Annotated in this window: 14 protein-coding genes and 1 riboswitch; of the genes, 8 read left to right on the forward strand and 6 right to left on the reverse strand. The window is 72.3% G+C overall.

The window, feature by feature from the left end; genetic code table 11:
• Positions 1–90 precede the first annotated feature (90 nt).
• The gene (locus IF655_RS27140) at positions 91–264 is read right to left on the reverse strand and encodes a thiazolylpeptide-type bacteriocin (protein WP_018548797.1); all 174 of its coding nucleotides are present in this window, start codon (positions 262–264) and stop codon (positions 91–93) included.
• Between the two features lie 223 nt (positions 265–487).
• Between IF655_RS27140 and IF655_RS27145 the strand changes: the two genes are divergently transcribed.
• Complete coding sequence (locus IF655_RS27145; protein ID WP_199587764.1) at positions 488–1,804, forward strand: amidohydrolase; 1,317 nt, start codon at positions 488–490, stop codon at positions 1,802–1,804.
• Between the two features lie 100 nt (positions 1,805–1,904).
• Here the strand turns inward: IF655_RS27145 and IF655_RS27150 are convergent, their stop codons facing one another.
• Positions 1,905–2,807, reverse strand: a complete 903-nt coding sequence (locus IF655_RS27150) for a LysR family transcriptional regulator (protein WP_199587765.1) — start codon at positions 2,805–2,807, stop codon at positions 1,905–1,907.
• Positions 2,808–2,914: 107 nt separating this feature from the next.
• On the opposite strand from IF655_RS27150, the gene IF655_RS27155 reads away from it, so the two are divergent.
• Both IF655_RS27155 and IF655_RS27160 read left to right on the forward strand, forming a co-directional pair.
• The gene (locus IF655_RS27155; RefSeq protein WP_199587766.1) at positions 2,915–3,760 is read left to right on the forward strand and encodes an oxidoreductase; all 846 of its coding nucleotides are present in this window, start codon (positions 2,915–2,917) and stop codon (positions 3,758–3,760) included.
• A 46-nt stretch (positions 3,761–3,806) separates the two neighbouring features.
• Complete coding sequence (locus tag IF655_RS27160) at positions 3,807–4,421, forward strand: histidine phosphatase family protein (protein WP_199587767.1); 615 nt, start codon at positions 3,807–3,809, stop codon at positions 4,419–4,421.
• Between the two features lie 184 nt (positions 4,422–4,605).
• On the opposite strand, the gene IF655_RS27165 is transcribed toward IF655_RS27160, so the two are convergent.
• Both IF655_RS27165 and IF655_RS27170 read right to left on the reverse strand, forming a co-directional pair.
• Complete coding sequence (locus tag IF655_RS27165) at positions 4,606–5,358, reverse strand: CbtA family protein (RefSeq protein WP_199587768.1); 753 nt, start codon at positions 5,356–5,358, stop codon at positions 4,606–4,608.
• Between the two features lie 23 nt (positions 5,359–5,381).
• On the reverse strand, positions 5,382–5,603 hold the full coding sequence (locus IF655_RS27170; RefSeq protein ID WP_199587769.1) for a CbtB-domain containing protein: 222 nt from the start codon (positions 5,601–5,603) through the stop codon (positions 5,382–5,384).
• A gap of 34 nt (positions 5,604–5,637) precedes the next feature.
• Positions 5,638–5,778, reverse strand: a riboswitch (cobalamin riboswitch).
• Between the two features lie 121 nt (positions 5,779–5,899).
• On the opposite strand from IF655_RS27170, the gene IF655_RS27175 reads away from it, so the two are divergent.
• Entirely contained in the window at positions 5,900–6,856 is a 957-nt protein-coding gene (locus IF655_RS27175; RefSeq protein ID WP_199587770.1) for a GlxA family transcriptional regulator, read from the forward strand.
• 108 nt (positions 6,857–6,964) lie between these two features.
• Positions 6,965–7,963 (forward strand): type I glyceraldehyde-3-phosphate dehydrogenase, encoded by a 999-nt coding sequence (gene gap / locus IF655_RS27180; RefSeq protein ID WP_199587771.1) that lies wholly within the window; start codon positions 6,965–6,967, stop codon positions 7,961–7,963.
• Positions 7,964–8,009: 46 nt separating this feature from the next.
• Here gap and IF655_RS27185 read toward each other — a convergent pair whose 3' ends face one another.
• Both IF655_RS27185 and IF655_RS27190 read right to left on the reverse strand, forming a co-directional pair.
• Complete coding sequence (locus tag IF655_RS27185; RefSeq protein ID WP_199587772.1) at positions 8,010–9,446, reverse strand: NAD(P)/FAD-dependent oxidoreductase; 1,437 nt, start codon at positions 9,444–9,446, stop codon at positions 8,010–8,012.
• Complete coding sequence (locus tag IF655_RS27190; RefSeq protein ID WP_199587773.1) at positions 9,443–11,221, reverse strand: DUF3556 domain-containing protein; 1,779 nt, start codon at positions 11,219–11,221, stop codon at positions 9,443–9,445. Before IF655_RS27190 ends, IF655_RS27185 begins: the two co-directional genes overlap by 4 nt.
• A gap of 175 nt (positions 11,222–11,396) precedes the next feature.
• On the opposite strand from IF655_RS27190, the gene IF655_RS27195 reads away from it, so the two are divergent.
• The 3 genes from IF655_RS27195 (at position 11,397) to cydB (ending at position 15,628) form a co-directional block, all read left to right on the forward strand.
• Entirely contained in the window at positions 11,397–12,677 is a 1,281-nt protein-coding gene (locus tag IF655_RS27195; RefSeq protein WP_199587774.1) for a CdaR family transcriptional regulator, read from the forward strand.
• Positions 12,678–13,078: 401 nt separating this feature from the next.
• Positions 13,079–14,614 (forward strand): cytochrome ubiquinol oxidase subunit I, encoded by a 1,536-nt coding sequence (locus tag IF655_RS27200; protein WP_199587775.1) that lies wholly within the window; start codon positions 13,079–13,081, stop codon positions 14,612–14,614.
• A 12-nt stretch (positions 14,615–14,626) separates the two neighbouring features.
• The gene (gene cydB / locus IF655_RS27205) at positions 14,627–15,628 is read left to right on the forward strand and encodes a cytochrome d ubiquinol oxidase subunit II (protein ID WP_199587776.1); all 1,002 of its coding nucleotides are present in this window, start codon (positions 14,627–14,629) and stop codon (positions 15,626–15,628) included.
• The last annotated feature ends 714 nt before the right edge of the window (positions 15,629–16,342 follow it).

Here is a 16,342-nt window from a genome sequence, read left to right on the forward strand (position 1 = left end):
GTGAACGGGTCCTTCGCCACGGCCCGTTCACACCGACGGTCCCCGGCGCGCGAGGTGCGCGCCGGGGACCGTCGGAGCCGACGACGAGCGTCAGGCGGTGCAGGAGGTGGTGCTGGTCGTGCTGGAGCAGGTGCTCGTGGACGAGCAGCTCGTGGACGAACCGAGCATGACCTCACTGGCGTCCGAGTAGTCGGTGATCTCGAAGGTCTCCGACTCCAGGTCCAGGATCTCCTGGGCGAGGGAGGCGAGGTTGTTGTCAGCCATGATGGCTCCTTCCGGGTCGGGGGACGTGACTCCGGACGGGACGGCTCCCGGCCGGTGGTGCGGCGAACCCGCCGGAGGCCGTGGCCTTCGGCAACTCCTTTTCTACGCGCGTCCGTTGTCAGCCTCCTGGCGTACCGCTGTCACATCGCTGACATGTTCCGTCCAAGCCGGCCGGGAACCCCGCGTTCCGCCCGGGCCGGTCACGATCCCGAGGAGCCCCGCCGTGCCCGACCTCCGCGAACCCCCGGCCACCGGGACCGAGTTGCCGGACGTACGCCCCCTGCTCGCCCCCGCCGCCGAGCTGTACCTCGATCTGCACCAGCACCCCGAACTGTCGGGCGCGGAGACCCGCACGGCAGCCCGGTTCGCCGACTGGCTGGAGTCGGACGGCTTCCACGTGCTGCGGGGCGTGGGCGGTCACGGCGTGGCCGCCGAACTCCGCAACGGCGAAGGACCGGCCGTCCTGCTGCGCGCCGAACTCGACGCGCTCCCGGTCGCGGAGCGCACCGGCGCCCCCTACGCGAGCACCGCCACCGCCCCCGGACCCGACGGGCGCCCGGTACCGGTCATGCACGCCTGCGGCCACGACGCCCACCTCGCCTGCGCGGCGGCGGCAGCCCGCTGGTTCGCCACGCACCCGAGCCGCTGGCGCGGCACACTCCTGGTCGTCGGCCAGCCCGCCGAGGAGACGCTGAGCGGGGCGCGGGCCATGCTGGAGGACGGGCTGTACGAGCGGATCACCGTGCCCGACGTGGTGCTGGCGCAGCACACGGCCGCGTTCCCGGCGGGGATGGTCGCCCACGCAGACGGTCCGGTGCTGGCGGGCAGCCGCACACTGGAGCTGGTCTTCGAGGGCGACGGCGGCCACGCGGCGACCCCGCACCTGTCGGCCGACCCGCTGTCGACGGCGGCCGGGGTCGTCACCCGCCTGCCCGCCCTCGCGGCACGGGAGAGCGGCCCGGCGGAACGCCTGACGGTCACGGCGTCCGCACTGCACACGGGCGACGCCGGTCACGCCGGAAACGTGATCGCCTCCCGTGCCGAACTCCGCGTCACCATGCGGGCGTTCTCCGACACGGCGCTCTCCGGCGCGGTCACCGCCGTGGAGCGCGTGGCCCGCGCCGAGGCGTCCGCCGCCGCGCTGCCACCCCGCGTGACGGTCACCGAGCTGTCCCGCTCCGGGGTCACGCTCCCCGACCCCGAGGTCACAGCGACCGTACGACAGGCCCACCGCGCGGCATTCGGCCCCGCCCGCGTCACCGGCTGGCCCGCCACCACGGCCACCGAGGACTTCCCCCTGCTCACAGGCGCGGGCGCCGCCCTCCACGGCCACCCCGGCATCCAGGGCAGCTACTGGATGCTCGGCACCGTCGGTCCGGCCCAGTGGGCGGCAGCCCCGGGCGACACTCCGGCGGAGAAGTTCCGCACCCTCCCCGGCAACCACTCCCCGCACTATCTCCCCAGCGTCCGGCTGACGTTGGAGACGGGGACGGCGGCGCTGGTGACGGCGGCGCTGAGCCGCCTGGGAACGGACGTGTGAGGGCGCCGGATCGCACGGGGCCACCAAGTCGCGTGCGCCCGCCAGATCTCACGGGGCCAGCGGACCGCGTACGGCCGCCCGATCGCAGGAGACCCCCGGGTCAGGAAGCCCTCACCTTCGCCGCCGCCGCCAAGTAGCCCCGCACCAAGGGCCGTTCGTCGTCCCCTCGGGCCGCCACCGCCAACTGCGCCGGGGAGATGCCCCGGACGGGCACGGCGACCACCTCGTCCCGGACGATCAGCGGGGCGTTGCCCCGGGCCAGCAGCACGACGCCCTGCCCGTTGGCGACCGCCTCGTGGGTCTCCTCGGCGCTGCCGACCACGGCGCCGATCCGGGGAACGCGTCCGCCCCGGGCGTCCATGGCCAGCCAGTGGTCACGCAGCGGACCCGCCTCCGGCGGAAGGGCGAGGAACGGCTCCTCGAGGAGGTCGGCGAAGTCCAGGGCCCCTTCGTGATCAGCCTCGGCCGCGAGCCGGTGACCGCGCGGCAGCGCCACCAGGCGCGGCTCCTCGGCCACCACGACGTACCGATAGCGCTCCCCGTCCGCCAACGGCAGCCAGACGAAGGCGACATCGCTGGAGCCGTCGGTCAACCCGGCGCTGGGATCGGCCCAGTTGACCTGGCGCAGCACGGGATGCGCCTCGGGGTGCGCGGAGAGCAGCCGGGTGCGCAGGGCGGGGAGCAGTCCGCGTCCCGGGCTGGTGGACATGCCGATCACCAGGGTGCCGCGCTCGGCGGCCCGCGCCTCGGTCACGGCGGCCTCGGCCGCCGTCCAGGCGTCCAGCACCGCGCGGGCGTGCGGCAGCAGAGCCTCCCCCACCGAGGTCAGCCGTACGGTCCGCCGGTCGCGCCGGAACAGTTCCGTGCCGAGCTGCCGCTCCAGCATCCGTATCTGTTTGCTGAGCGCGGGCTGGGAGACGAAGAGCCGCCCGGCCGCCCGGGTGAAGCTCAACTCCTCGGCGACAGCGGCGAAGTAGCGCAGATCCCGTCCGTGGACATCCATGCCGCATGGCTATCACAGCGGGTCTTGGACAGGGCCCGGACGGCGGCGAAGGATGGGAGACATCGGCGGGAAGATCCCGTACGGCGATCCACGAGGGAGACGGACACATGACCGACAAGGGCAAGGTCTGGCTGGTCACCGGGGCGAGCAGCGGTTTCGGGCGGGCCCTGGCGGAGGCCGCGGTGGCCGCCGGTGACACGGTGATCGGTACGGCCCGGCGGCCCGAGGCACTGGCCGACCTGGTCGACGCGCACCCCGATCTGGTGGAGGCCGTCGCGCTGGACGTCACCGACGGCGAGCAGGTCGACGCGGTCGCCGCCGATGTGCTCGCCCGCTACGGCCGGGTGGACGTGCTGGTGAACAGCGCGGGGCGCACCCAGGTCGGCGCGTTCGAGGAGACCACCGATCAGGAGCTGCGGGACCTCTTCGAACTGCATGTGTTCGGGCCCGCACGGCTGACCCGGGCGCTGCTGCCGCAGATGCGGGAGCGGGGCGACGGCGCGATCGTGAACATCAGCAGCTACGGCGGGCAGTTGTCCTTCGCCGGGTTCTCCGCCTACAGCTCGACGAAGGCCGCGCTGGAGCAGCTGTCGGAGGCGCTGGCCGACGAGGTGGCGCCGTTCGGCGTCAAGGTGCTGATCGTGGAACCGGGCGCCTTCCGCACCAACCTGTTCGGCAAGGGCGCGGCGCACTTCTCCGCCGAGCATCCGGCGTACGAGGAGAAGGTCGGCACGACCCGGCGCCTGGTGCGGGACGGCGCCGGTACCCAGCCCGGCGACCCGGCGAAGGCCGCGCGGGCGATCCGGCTGGCCCTGGAGGCCGGGCACACCCCGCTGCGGCTGGCCCTCGGCGGCGACGCGGTGGACGCCCTGGCCGCCCATCTGGACGCGGTGCGGGCGGAGTTGGCGAGCTGGGAGGAGGTCTCCCGGGGCACGGACCTCGATACGCCGTGACGATGTTAGGTTCGCCGTCCGCCCGTACGACAGCACCAGGAGCCCCGTGACCAGCCGTGTCCTCCTCGTCTCGCCCGCGAGCAGCCCGGCGCTGCGGCAGGCGCGTTTCTACGACGGGCTCGGTGCCCTCGACGCGTCCGGCGCGGCCCGCGCCCGCGCGGCGGCGGACGATCTGCCCCGTGCCGAGCGGGTCGTACGGTCCCCCGGCGCCCGGTGTCAGGAGACGGCGGTCGAACTCGGGCTCGCAGCCGGGGAGTTGCCGGAGCTGGCCGGGCTCGACGCGGGTCGCTGGCGCGGGCGCACGCTGGAGGAGGTGGGCGGCGCCGAGCCGGAGGCGGTGATGCGATGGCTCACCGATCCCGACAGCGCCCCGCACGGCGGGGAGTCGGTGCGCGCGCTGTGCCAACGCGTCGGCGCCTGGCTGGAGTCGGCACGAGAGGGCGCCCGCACACTCGCCGTCGTCGAACCGGACGTCGTCCGCGCGGTCGTCGTGCACGCCCTCGCCCTGCCTCCCGAGACGTTCTGGCGCCTGGATGTCCTCCCGCTGACCGTCACGGAGTTGAGCGGCAGGTCAGGGCGCTGGAATCTGCGTCTGGGGCGTCCGCTCGGCGGGGACGCGACGCCACCGCCGGAATCCGGCCGTTCCCGGGCTGGCCAATGAAACTTAGGCAAGGCTAAGCTAACTTTAGCGAGTCGACGCCCGGTACTCGGTCCCACCGGGCGCCGCTCTTCGCCCGTGACCCCGTGCCGCTCCCAGTGGCGGGGGCCGGGCGGACGAACGCGAGAGGGCCCCGGACGGTCCCGGGGCCCTCTCATCGTCGTACGGGCGTGGTCGCACGACCCGCTCAGCCCGAGGCGGCCACCGCAGCCGCCGACGGCGCCTTCGCGGGGCGCGGGTTGAGCTGTCGCTCGGCCAACTCGCCGAAGAGCAGCCCGAATCCGCCCCACAGCACCGCCTGGACGGCCAGCGCGGCGAGCCGGAAGCGCCACAGCAGGGTGGCCGGGAAGTCCCGGGGCACCTCGTTGATCACCGGCAGGAAGGCGTACGCGAGACCGATCACCAGGGCGAAGGCGGCGACGGCGACGACCGTGGCGTACCAGGTGCCCAGGCTCGGGGCGAGCCGCTTGCCGAGCAGGGTGGCGCCGATCGCCAGCAGCACGCTGAGCAGCATCATCAGGAAGTACAGCGTGGTGCGCTTGCCGATGGTGTCCGGGTCGCCCACCGAGGGCGGGTTCGCCGGGTACTTGAGGAACGGCACGACGTACACCGCGAGCAGTGCGGTGGCCGACAGCAGGAGCGCGGTCGCGCGGGGTCCGAAGCGGCCGACGCGGCCGAGCGCGAAGCAGAACGCGAGCGCGGCGATGCCGCCGAAGGCGACCCCGTAGACCAGGACGCCGGTGGCGAGACCGGCGGTGGACTGCAGGGAGCGGGAGACGACCTCCATCTCGTGCTCGTGGGAGTGGGCGTCCTCGAAGGAGATCGCCCGGTCGACGTTCGGTTCACCGAGGAAATAGGCGGCGACCAGGGCGAGCAGCCCGGCGGCAAGACCCGCCAGCATGCCCCGGACCAGGAGGTTTCTGACTGTTGCGGAGTTCATGGAAGTCGCGGCGTCCCTTTACGTCAGTGGCAGGGGAAGCCGAGCAGGTGGCGGGCGTCGTGCACCCACTCGTGGACGTCCGTGCCGCTGAACACGGAGGTGGCGCCCTGCTCGGCGCCGACGAAGTAGAGCAGGATCAGCATGAGGACGCCGAAGAAGACGGCCCAGGGCGCGATGTCCTTGAGCGGCAGCTTGGCGGGTACGGCGGGGGTGGTGGCTGTCGGCGGAGCGACGGTCTGCGCCATGGCAGGACCTCCTCGGGAATTCGCGTCCCATCTCGGTGGTGCACAGGACGACGGCCACGGGTCTGACTCGCGCTGCCCCTCGCGGGACCTCGCTCACAGTGGCGCGACCGTGCCGGATTTCCACCGGCTTCCGTTCCGCCGTCATCGATTTCGCACCGACGGTACCGCGTACGAGGGGCGCGGCCAAGACCGCGCCGGTCCGGGTGATCTTCCTCTCCCGGCAGGCGGGGACCTGTGGGCACGCGGTGAACACGCCGTGTCGGCGCGCCGGTTCGCCGCCCTCGTACGCTGCTCCCGTGCCGTCCTCCCCGCTGCTGCGCGCCGCCGTCCTCGTCCTCGAAGGAGCCAAGCCGCTCGATGTGGGCATCCCCGCCCAGGTGTTCACGACCCGTGCCTCCATGCCGTACGAGGTGCGGGTCTGCGGGGCCGAGCCCGGTCTGGTGACCGGCGGGGACGGGCTGTCGTACCACGTGGCGCACGGTCTGGAGGCGCTGGAGTGGGCGGACATCGTGTTCGTGCCCGGGTACCGGTTCCCGGACCGGGAGGACCCGCCGCCCGCCGTCGTCGCGGCGCTGCTCGCGGCGCACGCGCGCGGGGCGCGGCTCGCGGCGATCTCGACGGGCGCGTTCGCGCTGGCGGCGACGGGGCTGCTCGACGGGAAGCGGGCCACCACGCACTGGCACTACACCCGCGCCCTGGCCGAGCGGCATCCGCTGGTCCGGGTGGACGGCAACGTCCTGTTCGTGGACGAGGGGAGCGTGCTCACCTCGGCGGGCGCCGCCTCCGGCATCGACCTGTGTCTGCACATCCTGCGCGGCGACCTCGGAGTGGCCGCCTCCAACCACGCCGCCCGGCGCCTGGTCGCGGCGCCCTACCGCAGCGGTGGCCAGGCGCAGTACGTGCCGCGCAGTGTGCCCGAGCCGCTGGGCGAGCGGTTCGCCGGGACCCGGGAGTGGGCGCTGCGCAGGCTCGGGGATCCGCTGAGTCTCGCCGCGCTGGCCCGGCACGCCTCGGTGTCGCCGCGCACCTTCTCGCGGCGGTTCGTGGAGGACACCGGCTACACGCCGATGGAGTGGGTGACGCGGGCGCGCGTCGACCTGGCCCGCGAACTCCTGGAGCGCTCGGACCACGGGGTGGAGCGGATCGCGGCGGAGGTGGGGCTCGGCACGGGCGCGAATCTGCGGCTGCACTTCCAGCGCGTGCTGGGGACGACGCCGAGCGACTACCGGCGCACCTTCACCAAGGGGAGCTGACAGCTCACCGGATCCGCTGGCACGATCCTTGCGAACCATGGCGCTCCCGCCGCTCCCCCGCCCGCGCGCCGCCCGCGAATCTGGGGGCGAACGGAAGGGACACCATTCATGACTCGTATCGCCGTCAACGGATTCGGCCGCATCGGACGCAATGTGCTGCGCGCGCTGCTGGAGCGCGGGAGCGACCTCGAGGTGGTCGCCGTCAACGACCTCACCGAGCCCGCCGTGCTCGCCCGGCTGCTCGCCTTCGACACCACCGCCGGACGCCTGGGCCGCCCGGTGTCGGTGGACGGGGACACCCTGGTGGTCGACGGTCGCCGCATCAAGGTGCTCGCCGAGCGCGACCCGGCGGACCTGCCGTGGGCGGAGCTGGGCGTGGACATCGTCCTGGAGGCGACCGGGCGCTTCACCGCCGCCAAGGCAGCGCGCGTCCACCTCGACGCGGGCGCGAGCCGGGTGCTGGTGTCCGCGCCGTCGGACGGCGCGGACGTGACGCTGGCGTACGGCGTGAACACCGACGCCTACGACCCGGCGCTGCACACCGTCGTGTCGAACGCCTCCTGCACGACCAACGCGCTGGCCCCGCTGGCCGCCGTCCTGGACGACCTCGCGGGCATCGAGCACGGCTTCATGACGACGGTGCACGCCTACACCCAGGAGCAGAACCTCCAGGACGGCCCGCACCGCGACGCCCGCCGGGCGCGTGCCGCCGGGGTGAACATCGTGCCGACGACGACCGGCGCGGCGAAGGCCATCGGACTGGTGCTGCCGGGTCTGGACGGCAAGCTGTCGGGCGACTCGATCCGGGTGCCGGTGCCGGTGGGCTCGATCGTGGAGCTGAACACCACGGTCTCCCGCGACGTCACCCGCGACGAGGTGCTGGCCGCCTACCGCGCCGCCGCCGAGGGTCCGCTCGCCGGGGTCCTCGAGTACTCGGAGGACGCGCTGGTCTCGGCCGACATCGTCGGCAACCCCGCCTCCTCGATCTTCGACTCGGCGCTGACCCGGGTGGACGGACGGCACGTCAAGGTCGTCGCCTGGTACGACAACGAGTGGGGCTTCTCGAACCGCGTGATCGACACGCTGGAACTCCTCGCGGCACGCTGAACACCCCGTGGGGGCGGCCCCTTGAGCCGGGGCCACCCGCACGTGCTCAGCCCGCGAGCGGATCGGTGCGCACACCGAGGTGCCGCAGCGCGGAAGCCGCCGCACCCGCGCCGCACATGCCATGGGCGCCGGGTCCCGGAGGCGTGGCAGCCGAGCACAGGAACACCCCGGGCAGTCGCGTGGCGTACGGGTCGAGGGCGGGACGGGCGCCGAGCACCAGTTGGGGCACGGTCTTGGCGCCGGTGAGGATGTCGCCGCCCGCGAAGTTGGGGTTGGCGGCGGCGAAACCGGCGGGCCGGGTGACCTCCATGCCGACGATGCGCTCCCGCACCCCGGGCGCGAACCGCTCCAGTTGGGCCAGGATCGCCCCGGTGGCGTCCCCGTCGTAGCCGTACGGGACGTGGGCGTACGTCCAGACGGGGTGCACGTCGCCCACCGAGCGTCCGGGGTCGGCCAGATACTGCTGGCCGACCAGGACGAAGGGACGCCCGGGCATCCGCCCCGCCGACACCTCGCGCTCGGCGTGGGCGACCTCGGCGAAGGTGCCGCCCAGGTGCACGGTGCCCGCGCGGCGGGCGTCCGGGTCGGTCCAGGGGACGCCGCCCTCGACGGCCAGGTCGACCTTGTAGGCGCCGGGTCCGCGCCGGAAGCGCCGGTAGGCGGTCCGTGTCCGGGCGGGGAGCAGGTCGCCGTAGATCGACAGTGTCTGACCCGGGTCGAGGTCGAGCAGGGTGACGTCGGCGGGCGGGAGCTGCCGGTGGTCGGTGACGCGGACGCCGGTGTGGATCGTGCCGCCGTGTGCGCGCAGGACCTTCTCCAGGGCGCGGGCGACGGACTGCGAGCCGCCTTCGGCGACGACCCACCCGGCGGCGTGTCCGGCGGCGAGGATGCCGAGCCCGATGGCCGAGGTGAGGGGGCGGTTCAGCGGGCGGTAGGCGTGGGCGGCGACCCCGGCCCACAGGGCGCGGGCGCGCTCGGTGGTGAACAGCTTGGCGAGCGCGGCGGCGGGCAGGGTGGTGGGCAGCCCGAACCGGGCGAGCAGCCGCGGGTGCGAGGGCACGCGCAGCAGCGGTCCCATGACGTCCTGGGCGAGCGCGTCCCAGTTCCGTACGGAGGAGCCGAGCAGGGCGCGGTAGCGGTCGCCGTCGGCGCCGAGGAGGCGGGCGGTGTCCTCGACGGAGCGCAGCAGGACGCCCGCGTCACCGTCGTCCAGGGGGTGGACGCAGTCGATCTCGGGCCGCAGCCAGCGCAGTCCGTGCCGTTCCAGCTCCAGGGCGCGCAGCGCGGGCGAGGTGACGGCCAGGGGGTGGATGGCGGAGCAGTGGTCGTGCAGCAGTCCGGGCACGAGAGCCTCGTAGCTGCGCGTGCCGCCGCCGACCTCGTCCGACGCCTCCAGCAGGGTGACGTCCAGACCCGCCCGGGCGAGCAGGGCCGCGGCGGCGAGCCCGTTGGGTCCGCCGCCGACCACGAGTGCGGAGGTCATGAGGCGGTGTCCGGGACGGACGGCGTGCCGGGGACCGGGCGCGGCGGGTGCGCCGAACGCACGCCGTACACGGGGTAGTCGGGGCCGTCGGTGGGCCAGGGCTGGCGGCTCAGCATGTCGCGCACCGTGACATGCCCGCTCTCCAGGAGGCCCAGGGCGGCGTCGTGGATCTCATAGTCCTGAGTCTGCCGGTGCAGGGGCTGGCCCTCCAAACAGATCACCCGCACTTCGCCGGGCGCGAACCCGCAGCGGTCCTGGACGGCGCGCAGCAACTGGTCGTCGTGCAGGTGCCCCTCGCCGAAGTTCCAGCCGATCGCGAACCCGGCGATCAGCTCCCCCTCGACCACCACCACGCCGTCCTGGCTCTCGGTGAGTCGTCCGACGAGCCCGGCCAGCGCGCGCCCGTGGGAGTGCAGGGACCGCCAGGCGTCCACCTTGCCCGCGAGCAGCAGGGCGGTGTCGGCGTCGTAGAGCGCCGCCATCTGCTGCTGGGGCAGCCGGCTCACCGTGGTCAGGCACGTCTCCAGACGGTCCAGGGCGTCACCGGTGAACACCCAGGCGCTGGTGGCCCAGTTGCCCGCGTAGTAGCGCATCGCGGGCAGGAAGGAGACGAGGTCGGGGCGGAGGTTGCCGAGCAGCGGGAGCAGCACGAGGGTCGGCAGCAGCACCGCGAGCAGCCAGGGCGAGTGCAGGTGCCACACGCTGATGTCGCCGTGGGCGCCGAAGAGGTAGAAGAGCGAGAAGACGAAGAACAGGTTCCACTCCAGCGGCACGCCCATGGGGACGGTCGAGAGGATGTGGAGGTGGAAGACGGCCATGTAGAGCAGTGCCGCCCAGGTGAGGGGTCCGCCGTCGCCGAGGAAGACCAGGTAGAGCGGTACGGCGTACTCGGTGGCGGTGCCGACGTGGGCGAGCAGGAACGCCAGGCGTGAGGGGCGCAGGTCGCGGGGGTGGTCGCGGTAGAAGAGGGGACGCAGCCCGCGGGGCATCAGCGGCGCGTTGCTCATCATGATCGCGACCACGAACGGGAAGTGGTGGTTGAGCTTGGAGGTGGCGGCGCCCCACCAGATGGCCAGCATGACGAGCTGGAAGCCGATGAACATGTCGCCGTACGGAAAGAAGAACAGCAGCAGCGAGAGTCCGTACTGCTCGGCGCGCGCGGCGAGGAAGACGGTCTTGTCGCGCAGTCCGAGCAGCGCAAGGGCGACGATCAGCGGTACGACGGCCACCGGGTCGAGCAGACCGACGTGCGCGGAGCCGGGGACGCGTCCGCTGTCGCCGGGGCGGGCGAGCAGCCAGACGGCGGAGGCGAGGACGGCGGCGTAGAGCAGTACGTCGGCGACGGTGCGGCGGTCGCCCCGGGTGAAGGGCACCTTGTCCGGCCACGGGGGCAGCCGAATCGTGCCGGGCTTGAGCCAGTAGAGGGCGGAGCCGACGGGCGGGCTGAACCGGGAGGAGAGCGGTCCCGAGCCGCAGCCGAGCCCGGTGACCTCCCACAGCAGGGTGAAGACGATCAGCTTCTGGTAGACGACGGGCTCGGTCCACCAGGAGGCGAGGTCGGTGACGGAACCCAGCCCGGGCGTCAGCGAGATGACGAGGACCGCTCCGCCCGCGTAGAGCAGGCACTTGACGACGTAGAAGAGGTACACCGCGAAGGGGCTGCCGAAGCCGTGCTCGACCCAGTGCCGGGTGAGCGCCTCCAGGCGCTCGCGGCGCGGCAGGGCGCGGTAGGTACCGGCGTCCAGGGGGACCAGCCGGGGTGTCATGAAGCCCATGGGGATCACACCTTTGTGTCGCGTAGGGACCGGGGAGAGGAGCGCGCGGACGGAACCAGGCGAAGATAGGGGCGCCCCGGTCGCGGCGGCGACGGCCGCGCGTCACAAGAGACGGGGCGGCTTTCGTGCTCCGCGCACAGTCCCGGCCGGGCCGGGGCGGCCGTACAGTGCGCTCATGCCGACAGAACAGGCCCTGGTCAGCCGGTTGGCCGACCGTTTCGGGGAGCGGCGGGACGCCGTCGTCGCCGACCTCGTACGGATGACGCTCGTCCAGATCGACGACCTCGACCACGACGCCGCGACCCGGTCGCTGCTGGAGGCGAGCATCACCGAGAACGTGGTGGCCGCGCTCAACTTCGTCGGGCGGGACTTCGACGCCGACCTGCTGGAGGCGCCGTCGGCGGCGCTGGCGTACGCGCGGATCCTGGCCCAGCGGGACGTGTCGCTGTCCGCCCTCGTCCGCGCCTACCGCATCGGACACTCCCGGGTGCTGGACGACTGCTTCACGCTGGCCGAGGAGCTGCCCGCCGAGGACCGGGTGGCTGTGGTCCTGGCGCTGGTGCGCCGCTCCGCGCTGTACATCGACCAGATCTGTGAGCAGGTCGGGCGCGCCTACGAGCGCGAGCGCGAACGCTGGGTGGCGAGCCAGGACGGCGAGCGCAGACGGTGGGTGGGCAGCCTTCTGGACGGCGGTCCGGTGGACCGGGCGGCGGCGGAGCGGGCGCTGCGCTATCCGCTGGACGCGGTGCACGTGGCGTGCGCGCTGTGGCCGTCGGGCCGTATGACCTCCTTCGACCTCCTCACCGCCGTGGACGAGGTGCGCGCCCACGCGACGGCGGTGCTGCGCGCCCGGGCCGCGCTGGTCGTCCCCACCGACGAGCGCGAGGTGCGGCTGTGGCTCGCGCTGCCCGCGCGGGGCGGCGCGGACCGGGTGGACCTGGCGCCGCCGGAGGGGACCTCGCTGCACGCCGCCGTCGGCCGTCCCGGCGCCGGTCTGGAGGGCTTTCGTTCCTCGGCCCGTCAGGCGGCCCGCGTCCGGGAGGTCCTGGGGACCCGGTCCCGGGGCGCGGGCGGGCGGGACGCGGGTGGGCGGAGCGCGGGCGGCCGGGGTGTGGAGGACGCGCACTGGGTGCACTACGCCGACGTGGCGCCGGTCGCGCTGATGGCGGGCGATCCGGCGGCGGTACGGGACTTCGTGACGGCGACGCTCGGGGAGCTGGCCGAGCCGGGCGCGCGCGGTGCCGTACTGCGCGAGACACTGCGGGTGTTCCTCGCCCGCAGACGCAGCCACGCCGCCGCCGCGACCGCGCTGAACCTGCACCGCAACTCGGTGCAGTACCGGGTGCGCCAGGCGTCCGCCCTGCTGCCGGGCGGCGCCCGCGACCTCGACGACGACTTCTCCGTACGGGCCGCGCTGCTGGCCGCGCAGTGGCTCGGGGACACCGTTCTCGCGTGATTACCGGCCGGTTATGCGCCGAACGTGAAGGAATGGCGGGACGGGCAATAGGCAATGCCGCCGCTATTCGATTGTGGGGGCAAACCATTTACGGAATAAATGCCGCATAAAGGTCGCATCTGCGCCTCACATCTGCCCTTTCGGTACGCATATGCACCCCTGCGCGCGGCAGCCGCCCGCCCGTCTCCACCCCGCGCACGCGCCCCGCTCACCCGAACGGCCCGCCCCCGTCCGCGCGTCCGGTCACCCCTCCGGCAGGCCGAACCTGGGAGGGCGCCCGACCGCCGGGGCCGGTTTCACGGCTCGCCCGGTTGCTCCGTATTTGTTCGAGTCGACGCGACTATGCGCTGGAGATACCTTTTAGCCACAATGCGGCTGGATCGAAGCGAGAGAAGGACGCAGTGGAACTAGCAATCGCTCACGAGACCATCGCTCGATGGCAGTTCGGTGTCACCACCGTCTACCACTTCCTCTTCGTCCCGCTCAGCATCGGTCTGGGAGGCATCGTCGCCGGTCTGGAGACGGCCTGGGTACGGACGGGAAAGGAGAAGTACTTCCACGCGACCAAGTTCTGGGGCAAGCTCCTGCTGATCAACCTCGCCCTGGGTGTCGTCACGGGCATCTTCCAGGAGTTCCAGTTCGGCATGAGCTGGTCCAGCTACTCCCGCTTCGTCGGTGACGTCTTCGGCGCCCCGCTGGCGATGGAGGCGCTGATCGCCTTCTTCTTCGAGTCCGTGTTCATCGGTCTGTGGATCTTCGGCTGGCACCGGCTGCCCAAGAAGGTGCATCTGGCGACCATCTGGGTCGTCACGATCGGCAGCATTCTTTCGGCGTACTTCATCCTCGCGGCCAACTCCTTCATGCAGCACCCGGTCGGCTACCGGATCGACCCCGTCTCCGGCAAGGCGCGGCTCGTGAACATCTGGCGCGTGCTGTTCCAGGACACGACCCTGACGCAGGTCTTCCACACCCTGTCCGCGGCGTTCATCACCGGCGCGGCCTTCGTGATGGGCATCGCCGCCTATCACCTGTGGCGTGCCAAGCGGGGCAAGGACACCGACCGCCGCCGGATCGCCGCCATGCGGGCGTCCCTGCGGTGCGCGCTGGTCGTCATGCTCGTCGCCGGAATCCTGACCGCGTTCAGCGGCGACCAGCTCGGCAAGGTCATGTTCCGGCAGCAGCCCATGAAGATGGCCGCGGCGGAGGCGCTGTGGGACACCCAGGGGCCGGCGCCCTTCTCGATCCTGTCCGTCGGCAACGTCAACGAGGGACGCAACGACGTCGCCCTTGAGCTGCCCGGACTGCTGTCCTTCCTCGCCAAGAGCAACTTCCACTCGCCCGTGCCCGGCATCAACAACCGTGCCGACGAACAGGTCCAGTTGTTCGGCGGCACCCGCACGGACTACATCCCGAACATCTTCATGACGTACTGGGGCTTCCGGCTCATGATCTTCTTCGGGATGACGAGCTTCGGCATCGGCGTGCTCGGCCTCTGGCTCACGCGCAAGAAATTCTGGCTGCAGTCCAGATACCGCACGGGTGAGGACGAGCCGCCCAACCTGATGATCACCAACAAGATCAGGATGAACGACTTCTTCACCAAGTGGAGCTGGCGCATCGTGCTGCTCACGCTGGGCTTCCCGCTGATCTCCAACAGCTTCGGCTGGATCTTCACCGAGATGGGCCGCCAGCCCTGGGTGGTGTTCCACCTGATGAAGACCGCGGACGCCGTCTCCCCGAACGTGAGCGTCGGCACCCAGATCGGCTCGCTGGCCGCGCTCAGTGCCGTCTACGCGATTCTCGCGGTGGTCGAAGGGGGGCTCATGGTCAAGTACGCCAAACCCGGTCCGGACGTGGAGGAGAGACCGCCGTCCAAGGACCCGACCATGCGCATGTCCCCGGACGAGCAGGACAAGCCCCTCTCGATCGCCTACTGAGGACGGACGGTCATGCATCTCCACGATCTCTGGTTCATCCTGATCGCCCTCCTCTGGGTCGGCTACTTCTTCCTGGAGGGCTTCGACTTCGGCATCGGCGTCCTCACCCAGGTGATGGCCCGGAACGACAAGGAGCGGCGCGTCCTCATCAACACGATCGCGCCCGTCTGGGACGGCAACGAGGTCTGGGTGATCGCGGCCGCCGGTGCCACCTTCGCGGCCTTCCCGGACTGGTACGCCACGCTGTTCAGCGGCTTCTACATCCCGCTGCTGATCATCGTGCTCCTGCTGATCGGCCGGGGTGTGTCCTTCGAGTACCGCGCCAAACGCGACAGCGCGCGCTGGCAGCGCAGTTGGGAGCAGGTCACGTTCTGGACCTCGCTGCTCCTGCCGTTCCTGTGGGGCGTCGTCTTCGCCAACATGGTGCGCGGCATCGCGATCAACGCGGGCAAGTCGTACGTGGGGACGCCCGGCGATCTCTTCAACGGGTACGCGATTCTCGGCGGGTTCGCCCTGCTGGCGGTCTGTGTCGCCCACGGCGCGGTGTTCGCGGCGCTGAAGACGGCGGGTGAAATCCGGGAGCGGGCGCGCAAGTTCGTGCCCGTCCTGGGGCTGATCAGCCTTCTGCTGCTGCTCGCCTTCCTGCTGTGGACCCAGGCGAACTCCGGCAACGGGCAGAGCCTCGCGGTGATGATCGTCGCGTTCGTGGCGCTGCCGATCGCCCTGTTCTTCAACCAACTGGGGCGCGAGGGCTGGGCGTTCATCTTCACCGGGCTGAGCATCGTGGCGTCCGTCGCCATGCTCTTCCTGTCGCTCTTCCCGGAGGTCATGCCCTCCACCCTCAACCCCAACTGGTCCCTGACGGTCAGCAACGCCTCGTCCGGCTCCTACACCCTGACCGTGATGACCATCGTCGCCGCGATCTTCGCTCCGCTCATCGTCCTCTACCAGGCATGGACCTACTGGGTCTTCAGCAAACGCATCGCCGTCCACCACATCCCCTCGGGCCACTGAGAAAGGCTCCGCCCACCGAGGCTCCCCCGGTTCCACCGCGAAACCGGGGGAGCCTCGGTGCGTGGAACTGCCTTACCTCACCGCTCAGATGGCCCCCATCAGGTCCGACACGGAGGACGACCGCAACACCCGGGCGCCGACGGCGCGAAATCACGGCGGTGGCCGTCACACGCGGCCGACCCGATCCGCGGCAACGGTCTGCCGCACCCGCACCCGGAACGACCGTGACACCCGCGCGACGGGCACCGACGGCGTGGAACCACGCAGGCAGCGGTCACGCCCCGGTCAACCCGGCGCAGCGATGGGCCTGCCGCATCCGTACCCGGACCAACCGCGACCCCCGGACGTCGGGCACCGCATGGCGCGGCAGCGCCCACGACCGGCACGGGGCAGCGGCAGGTACCGCCTCCCACGCCGAAGCCGCCCGCGAGGCCGGGACGGCGGCCACCGACGGCGCGAAACCACGCCAGCGGCTGCCACACCCGGCCGGCCTGGCGCAGCGGCGCCTGCCGCACCCGCCCCCGCCCCCGGGCGACCGCGGCACCCGGACGTCGGGCACCGACGGCGTGGAACCACGCGGGCAGCGGTTACGCACGGCGAACCGGCGCAGCGGCAGCCTGCCACATCCGCACCAGGGCCGACCGCGACGCCCAGGCAGGCGGGCACCGCACGGCGCGGCAGCGCCCACGACCGGCACATGGCGGCGGGCTGCCG

It is taken from the genome of Streptomyces sp. DSM 110735 (genome assembly GCF_016482685.1).
Lineage (GTDB): Bacteria > Actinomycetota > Actinomycetes > Streptomycetales > Streptomycetaceae > Streptomyces.

Excerpts from the sequence above, each read along its gene's own strand:
- IF655_RS27140 (WP_018548797.1), bottom strand. The coding sequence starts at position 264 with ATGGCTGACAACAACCTCGCCTCCCTCGCCCAGGAGATCCTGGACCTG.
- IF655_RS27150 (WP_199587765.1), bottom strand. The coding sequence starts at position 2,807 with ATGGATGTCCACGGACGGGATCTGCGCTACTTCGCCGCTGTCGCCGAG.
- IF655_RS27155 (WP_199587766.1), top strand. The coding sequence starts at position 2,915 with ATGACCGACAAGGGCAAGGTCTGGCTGGTCACCGGGGCGAGCAGCGGT.
- IF655_RS27165 (WP_199587768.1), bottom strand. The coding sequence starts at position 5,358 with ATGAACTCCGCAACAGTCAGAAACCTCCTGGTCCGGGGCATGCTGGCG.
- IF655_RS27170 (WP_199587769.1), bottom strand. The coding sequence starts at position 5,603 with ATGGCGCAGACCGTCGCTCCGCCGACAGCCACCACCCCCGCCGTACCC.
- gap (WP_199587771.1), top strand. The coding sequence starts at position 6,965 with ATGACTCGTATCGCCGTCAACGGATTCGGCCGCATCGGACGCAATGTG.
- IF655_RS27185 (WP_199587772.1), bottom strand. The coding sequence starts at position 9,446 with ATGACCTCCGCACTCGTGGTCGGCGGCGGACCCAACGGGCTCGCCGCC.
- IF655_RS27190 (WP_199587773.1), bottom strand. The coding sequence starts at position 11,221 with ATGGGCTTCATGACACCCCGGCTGGTCCCCCTGGACGCCGGTACCTAC.
- IF655_RS27195 (WP_199587774.1), top strand. The coding sequence starts at position 11,397 with ATGCCGACAGAACAGGCCCTGGTCAGCCGGTTGGCCGACCGTTTCGGG.
- cydB (WP_199587776.1), top strand. The coding sequence starts at position 14,627 with ATGCATCTCCACGATCTCTGGTTCATCCTGATCGCCCTCCTCTGGGTC.